At 63.8% G+C, this 6,658-nt stretch carries 9 protein-coding genes; 4 read left to right on the top strand and 5 right to left on the bottom strand.

The window, feature by feature from the left end:
• Positions 1-408, top strand: a 408-nt coding sequence (locus ACLN58_RS15755; protein ID WP_415856203.1) for an ATP-binding cassette domain-containing protein, incomplete at its 5' end; no start/stop codon positions are given.
• 47 nt (positions 409-455) lie between these two features.
• Here the strand turns inward: ACLN58_RS15755 and ACLN58_RS15750 are convergent.
• The 4 genes from ACLN58_RS15750 to ACLN58_RS15735 form a co-directional block, all read right to left on the bottom strand.
• Complete coding sequence (locus tag ACLN58_RS15750; protein ID WP_415856202.1) at positions 456-962, bottom strand: hypothetical protein; 507 nt, start codon at positions 960-962, stop codon at positions 456-458.
• Positions 959-1,321 (bottom strand): TNT domain-containing protein, encoded by a 363-nt coding sequence (locus ACLN58_RS15745; protein ID WP_415856201.1) that lies wholly within the window; start codon positions 1,319-1,321, stop codon positions 959-961. Before ACLN58_RS15745 ends, ACLN58_RS15750 begins: the two co-directional genes overlap by 4 nt.
• Before the next feature lie 384 nt (positions 1,322-1,705).
• Positions 1,706-3,031, bottom strand: coding sequence for a hypothetical protein (locus ACLN58_RS15740; RefSeq protein ID WP_415856200.1), 1,326 nt, complete (start codon positions 3,029-3,031; stop codon positions 1,706-1,708).
• Positions 3,032-3,074: 43 nt separating this feature from the next.
• Positions 3,075-3,458: a hypothetical protein gene (locus tag ACLN58_RS15735; protein ID WP_415856199.1), complete on the bottom strand. Its 384-nt coding sequence runs from the start codon at positions 3,456-3,458 to the stop codon at positions 3,075-3,077.
• A gap of 576 nt (positions 3,459-4,034) precedes the next feature.
• Between ACLN58_RS15735 and ACLN58_RS15730 the strand changes: the two genes are divergently transcribed.
• Together ACLN58_RS15730 and ACLN58_RS15725 are read left to right on the top strand one after the other, a co-directional pair.
• A complete protein-coding gene (locus tag ACLN58_RS15730; protein ID WP_415856198.1) occupies positions 4,035-4,619 on the top strand; it encodes a helix-turn-helix domain-containing protein in 585 nt (194 codons plus the stop codon).
• On the top strand, positions 4,616-5,173 hold the full coding sequence (locus ACLN58_RS15725) for a DUF6036 family nucleotidyltransferase (RefSeq protein WP_415856197.1): 558 nt from the start codon (positions 4,616-4,618) through the stop codon (positions 5,171-5,173). The genes ACLN58_RS15730 and ACLN58_RS15725 overlap by 4 nt, the downstream gene beginning before the upstream one ends.
• Before the next feature lie 17 nt (positions 5,174-5,190).
• Here the strand turns inward: ACLN58_RS15725 and ACLN58_RS15720 are convergent, their stop codons facing one another.
• A complete protein-coding gene (locus ACLN58_RS15720; protein ID WP_415856196.1) occupies positions 5,191-5,955 on the bottom strand; it encodes a lysostaphin resistance A-like protein in 765 nt (254 codons plus the stop codon).
• 132 nt (positions 5,956-6,087) lie between these two features.
• Here ACLN58_RS15720 and ACLN58_RS15715 point away from each other — a divergent pair.
• Positions 6,088-6,658: beta-ketoacyl synthase N-terminal-like domain-containing protein (locus ACLN58_RS15715; RefSeq protein WP_415856195.1), on the top strand; the 571-nt coding region annotated here is incomplete at its 3' end.

The following is a 6,658-nucleotide window of genomic DNA, read 5'->3' as shown; positions in this document are numbered from 1 at the left end:
CCGCACGCGCGCCTGCTCGCGGCCTACGCCGCCGGGCTCCCGGGTGACCTCGACGAACACGCCGAGCGGCTCCTGCACCTCGGCCTGTTCCGGGTCCAGGAGTTCTTCGTGCCGGTGGGATCGCTCTCGGCAGGGCAGTATCGCCGGCTCGCGCTCGCGCGGCTCCTGTCCGGGCATCCGGAGCTCTTGCTGCTCGACGAGCCGAGCAATCACCTCGCGCCCCTGCTCGTGGGCGAGCTCGAGGAGGCGCTCGAGAGCTACCGGGGCACGCTCGTGGTCACGAGCCACGACGCAGCGCTCCTGCGCTGGTTCGGCGGGCTCGAGGGGGCGGAGGAGCTGCGGCTGCACGCCCAGGTCACTGACGGTGCACCAAAGCTCGACGCTTTGTCCTATGAGCTTGGGCTCTGAGTTCCATGAAATCACTCGCCCTTGGCGAGGGAGACGTCGTCCGTACGCTATTCGTGGGCCGTGAAGAGGGGGTGTCCGTCCTCCCGTAGGAAGGACTGGCGAATTGTTCCTGCGTCGTAGCGGGCATAAACAGAAAACCTCGCCGCTTCGAAATGTCGTAATCCCGACACGCGATGCGCTCCTTCATGGTCCGTCCATGTGACGTGGACATCCTTGATTTCGCCTGAAAAATGAAATCCATTCCTGGTCTCGTCAATCTCGATCGGATCGACCCGCAGATATTTCCTTGACATTCCGCATTTTCTCCTGACATCAGGCCCATAGCGAAACGTCAGGAACTTTTCAAGACAATCGATCTCCGGTGAGATGAATTCTGGGCGCAGAAGTGTGCCTCTCTCCTCCTGCTGGAGGATGTACTGGCCGTCCTTCATGAAACAGTAGTCATTGGAGTCGCCTGATGTGGCTGCGAAGGCGGCATCGGGTGTGGTCTCCAGCGTCCATCCGCCGATCTTCGCAAACTCTGTTAGCTCGACGAGACGCTCGAGAACGTTCATCCTTTGAGTACTCCATATTCTTCGGGGTTGAGTAGATCCTTAACTTTGACCCACTCTTCCAGTTTCTCGTCCCAGAATCTAATCTGCCAGCCACCACCAGGGAACCCGAGGCCGGATTCTATCCGTGACACCTCGGCGTGGACGTGCGGCGGTAATGTCCCAGTAAGTTCGTATCGGTTGTATTCGAACGCGGTGTGACCGGGGGTGAGGCTACGCTGTTCGAATGGGGTCCCTCGGCCCGCAAGGTATGGGCCACTCTCGCCGCCGAGTCGATCAACGTGACGGAGTTCCGGGTAGTCCCTTAGCAATGCATCCAGATCCCGATATTGGACGCCGCGTTCCTGGCACTGCCCCGTCATTGCCCGGCCAGTCGATCCCGCCGGGCGCGCCGTCGGACTTGTTGGGGCCAGCGAACCGGGAGTTCCAACCTTCCTCCGTCAATCGAACTCCGTGCTCGTCCCAGCCGTAGGGGGCCTCTGGGTGCAGGATGAGTTTTCGGATTTCTGGATTGGCAACTTCTTCAGGCCTTCGACTCCACAGCGGGGCGTCGCCGTGCAATGCTTTCGGAGTTCCATGTTCAGGGTTCGGATTGGTGTCCGGCTGTCTCGTCCACCCCTCACCCGACTTGGCGTCCGTGTTGGACAAACGAAGAGGCTCTTCCCGGGGGATGCCCGGGAAGAGCCTCTTCGTGCCCGTCAGTGGCCGTGCAAGGAGTAATCCTGAAGCCAGTGCGTCAGCGCGGACTACACCTCAGCGGTGGTGAGTTCCTTGTCCTCGGAACTCCGGTTGCGCTTGCCGCGTCCGGCCGATGCAAGGGCCGGGTCGGTCTTGCGCTCCACCGTCTGGGCCGCAATGTAGAGGCCCTCGCGGTTCAGGTGACGCGAGTAGGACGAATCCAGGTACAGCGTCGGGAACGAGTCCTCCGAGTTCATCTCGGTGGCCTTGTCCAGAAGCGCGGGGTACAGGAAGGCCTTCACGGGACCGGCGCCGCCGCCGTAGACATAGGCGACCTCGGTGGTTGCACCGACAACGGCCAGTACCCGTCCGAACTGCTCGGCGATTTCCTTGGAGAAGAACATCATCTCCTCCTCCACGAACTGCGCGACCTTCTGATAGAAGTTGCGCTTGAGGGCGCTCGGCCCGGCCTGGAGGTATTCTGCGAGCTGCTTGCGGGACGTGAAGCCGGAGATGAAGCCGCGGTCATCCATGGCCTTGAGGGCGCCGGTGAGCACCGAGCCGTACCCCTTGTTGTAGGTGGTCGAGGCATCCGCATTGAACTTGCCGGCGGTGAATACCGGGAAGTTCACGGTGCCCTCACCGATGTCGATGCCGACGGTGTGCTGGGCAGCGAGCACGTCGGCGGAGGTGATTCCCTCGAGGGTCACTCCCCGGCGGCGCACGTCTGCCAGCATCGCGTCCATCAGATCCTCGCCCTTGACGGTGATCGCGTACTGGGCCGAAGCGCCCTCGGGGATCACCTGCACGTCCACGAAGCGGAGCTTGATCGTCACCGGAGTATCGAAGTTGTGCACCGTGGCGGTGTGCGTGCCGTTCGTGAACTCGGCAGCGTAGCTCGTGCGATGCGCCATGTACTCGTTGATCGGCAGCGCCAGAGCGACCCGGGCCTGCACGTTCAGCGTCTCGTCGGCAGGCGGGAGCATGCCATTCTCCCGGACGTAGTCGCGCAGAGCCTTGGCCGCGAACGCGCCCATGACTAGCACCTTGCTCAGTTCCTGCTGGGCCTTGCTGCGGCGGCCCACCACATCGAACTCGTCGAACGCACCCTGGGCGCTCAGCGCGCGCGTGCCGAACAGGCGCCGGTACTGGTCGCTGATGAGCGGCGAGGCGAAGCTCACGTCCAGCTCGTTGTAGAAGTCGCCCGCCATCTTGGCCGGGGCCTCGCCGTCCGCATTGGGCAGTGCGTTGGACCTCGTGATGAGCGCGACGCCGCTGGGAAGGTCGATCTCGTCGATGGTGGCCGTGCTGGACCCCCCGGCACCCCGGATGAGGCCTTTGACATAGCCGTTGCCGACGTCGATTCCGCCGGTCAGGTTGATCGAGATGGTCATGCGTGTTCCCTTCATTCAAAAGTGGGTGATGTCGCTGCGCGAGCTACCGCATTCTGGAGAAGATGTCGTTGACATCATGCAGTTCGCTCGAAGACTGTTCTGGCTCGGACGGTGCGGGAGTAGGGGCCGCCGGAGTGGCCTGAGACCGCGGTGCAGGCGTTGGAGCCTCCGCCCAGACCTCCGGCTCCGAGGCCGGGATAAACGGTTGCGGCTTGAGCTCGGCAAGAGCCCCTTCGGCCGCGCGGAGCTCCTCAGATGCTTCAGCCTGCCGGCTGTGCCTAGGGAGCTGGCTCACCGGGCGGTTCACGATGTCAACGTAGCCTTGGCGCTCGATGCTCTCGCGGATCAGCATTCGCACTGACAGCGAAGGGTTGTCCTGCAACTCCATCCACGCCACCACGGCCTCATCAGCCGCGGGAACGCTCACGCGAAAACGATGCGGTTGCGGCTTCGCTGGTGTGTCTGCCTTGCTCTGACGGCCCGCCATCAGCACACCCCTCTCTCTCCACTTCATCGACGAGGTTTTCTCTCGTTGCCATATATAGACGGAGTGACCCTCTTAACCCAAAAATGACCAAATCTGCGCTCGCAGGTGGCCAAAGCTGGGCAGATTCTGGCCATGTTTGGCCCAGAACATGCCGACTACTTCGCCTTGGCCTGGATCTGGCCCAATCGTGGCCAGTTTCTGGCCACAATCAGCCCGGAAGCTGTCCACAACGAGCCCAAGAAGACGGCCCGATCCCACGGTTACCGCACGGATGTGTCGAGTGCCTTATGGCGGGATGAACAGCGCAGCCCCAAAGGAGACGAACAGTGCAGCCTCAAGGGATTTAACCCACATTGGGACCTGCGGCGCTGGATTTAACACGGCTGAGCTAGATGGCTCCTCGAAAGATATGGCTCGCCGAAAGGAGGGAAGGTGGCGCCGCGGTCGGGAACCGGAACACGAGAGATCTCGATCCGGCGCTGGCATTTTGTAACCGCTTGGTGTCAAAATGGAGACATGGCAATGATTGCGAGCCCGGCGGACCTCGGAAGGGCGATCCGCGGTGCGCGCATTCAGGCCGGCCTCTCGCAGGCGGAGCTCGCACACAGTGCCGGTGTCTCCCGGAAGCTCATCGGAGATCTTGAGGCAGGCAAGGGGACTGCGGAACTGGGGCCGGCGCTCCATGTCGCTAGCCGGGTTGGGCTGATTTGGCAAGCCCCTCGGCCAACGCCCCAGGCCGTGTTTGACGAGACAGCGGAGCTGGTCCGTGATGAGCTCAAGCGTGGCGACGCTGACTTCGCGTTGCGGCTCGCTCTTGACGGTCTCAAGCGGCTGCAGGTTATGAAACCGACAGTCCTGAAGAGGCCTGGTACTACTGGTGACGCGCGATGGGACGCCTTGCTGGCCGCCGGAGCAAGGGTTGCGCTGCGTGACAGCGGAGCCAGACCGCGCTGGGGAATTCGCCTCGCCGAGCCGTGGTTTCCCGCCGAGGGCTTTCGGAAGCTGGGCGATGCCTACCGCGAACTCATCGTGCGTCGTACCCCCAAAGAGTTTGCCGAATTCAACGTCTACTTGAACGACAAGTCTCTGGAAGCTGGATGAGCCACCGAGAGTTCGATCGCGATGAGATAGTTGAGCTGCTTCGCGAGCTGGGCAGGCGGCTTGAGGTGCGCGGTGTTGGTGCGGAGCTCCGGCTCGTTGGAGGTGCCGCATTATTCTTTGCGGGCAGCGCACGCCGTCGTACCAAGGACATTGATGCCTCGTATGCCCCAGTGGTCGACATCGAGGCCGTAGTCGCTGAGATGGCTCAGGATCTCAACCTACCTGAGGACTGGCTCAACGCCTCGGCGACGGCCTGGATCCCTCAAGGTGCAAAGTGGATCGAGATCGACCTTGACGCTCCTCTCCGCCTGGCGGTGGCATCGCCGGAGACCCTCTTGGCCATGAAACTCAGCGCGGCCCGCGATCGCGATCTTCCTGACCTCCAATTCCTCATCCACAGACTGGGCCTCGACGGGCCCGAAGACGCCGCCCGCATTGCCGAGGAGATGTATGGCGACGACGATGTGGCGTACACCCGATCTGATCGGGCGGATGCGGTTCTTTTCGCCCGTGAGGCAATGGAAGACCGGGAGGCACGGCCTTATCCCGCATAGCCGAGCGCGCCCGCCTGCTACGACTGAAGCGCCGAGAGGTCCACCGCGTACATGAGCACCACGGAGAGCAGGTTCTTGAGTGCGTGGAGGGAGACGCTGAACGCGAGGTTGTTGCCGGTCCAGACGTAGGCGAAGACGAGCACGGCCCCGAGGCCGAGGTAGGGGGCGAGGGCCTGGAGAGTGAAGCCTGCCGTGCTGAGCGTGTGCAGCGACGCGAAGAACCCGAGCGAGAGCGCATAGCAGACCCAGCGGTTGAGGTACCGGCTGAGCTTCCCGATCATGAGGTGGCGGAAGATGTATTCCTCGACGAACGGCCCGAGGATCACGAGCAGGGGCGCTGTCAACCACCACGGGATCCCCTTCGCGAGTGCCTGGATGCTCTCCTGGTTCTGGGTGACCTCGAGGCCGCCGGCGAGGGCGACGGCGATGGCCGAGGCCACGATCATTGCGACGAGCATGAGCGGGAGGATTCCGGCCGTGAACCACGGGCGGGTCGCGAGGATGCGCACGTCGCGTGCGATGTACGCGCGGGCGGCGATCGACGTGACGATGAACACGATCCCGTAGATCCCGAGGTTGACCAGATACGAACCGATCTCCGGATGGGCCTGGAGCCATGCGGAGCGCTCGAGCGGCAGGAACGCGACGGCCACCGGTAGCAGCACGTAGAGGAGGACCGCGAAGAGATCTGCCGACGTGTAACGGCCGAAGCGGCGGCCCGGCGCAGGGTCGCCGGGGCGGCGGCGCAGGGTCGCGGGGGGCATCGAGTTGGGAGTGCTCATTTGCCGGTGGAACGAGCGGGCGGCCGAACCGGTTCCGCGGTCACGGGTTGACCCACGGGCCGCCGCGGGTAATCTTTATAGAACGAACGGTCGGTAATTTGGCCGCGGACCCCTACGCATAAGGATGTGCTCATGGCTGAGGCCTTTCTGATCGGCGGCGCGCGGACCCCGGTGGGCCGGTATGGCGGTTCGCTCTCCTCGGTGCGGCCCGACGATCTTGCGGCACTCACGGTGCGCGCCGCCGTCGAACGCGCGGGCATCGACCCGGGCGCGGTGGACGAGGTGATCCTCGGGAACGCCAACGGTGCGGGGGAGGAGAACCGGAACGTGGCGCGGATGGCGTGGCTTCTGGCCGGCTACCCGGACTCCGTGCCGGGGATCACTGTCAACCGGCTGTGCGCGTCGGGCCTCTCGGCGATCATCATGGCGTCTCACATGGTCAAGGCCGGGGCGGCGGACCTCGTGGTGGCCGGCGGCGTCGAGTCGATGAGCCGCGCGCCGTGGGTCATGGAGAAGCCGGAGAAGGCGTTCGCCCGTCCGGGCGGGGTGTTCGACACCTCGATCGGCTGGCGGTTCACCAACCCGGCGTTCCTCTCGGGCGAGCTCGCTCGCGAGGGGAAGGCCACGTTCTCGATGCCGGAGACCGCCGAGGAGGTCGCCAGGGTGTACGAGACCTCGCGCGAGGACTGCGACGCGTTCGCGG

The organism is Sinomonas sp. G460-2, from assembly GCF_047759905.1.
Classification (GTDB): Bacteria; Actinomycetota; Actinomycetes; order Actinomycetales; family Micrococcaceae; genus Sinomonas.
This window is presented reverse-complemented; position numbering and strand designations above follow the sequence as displayed.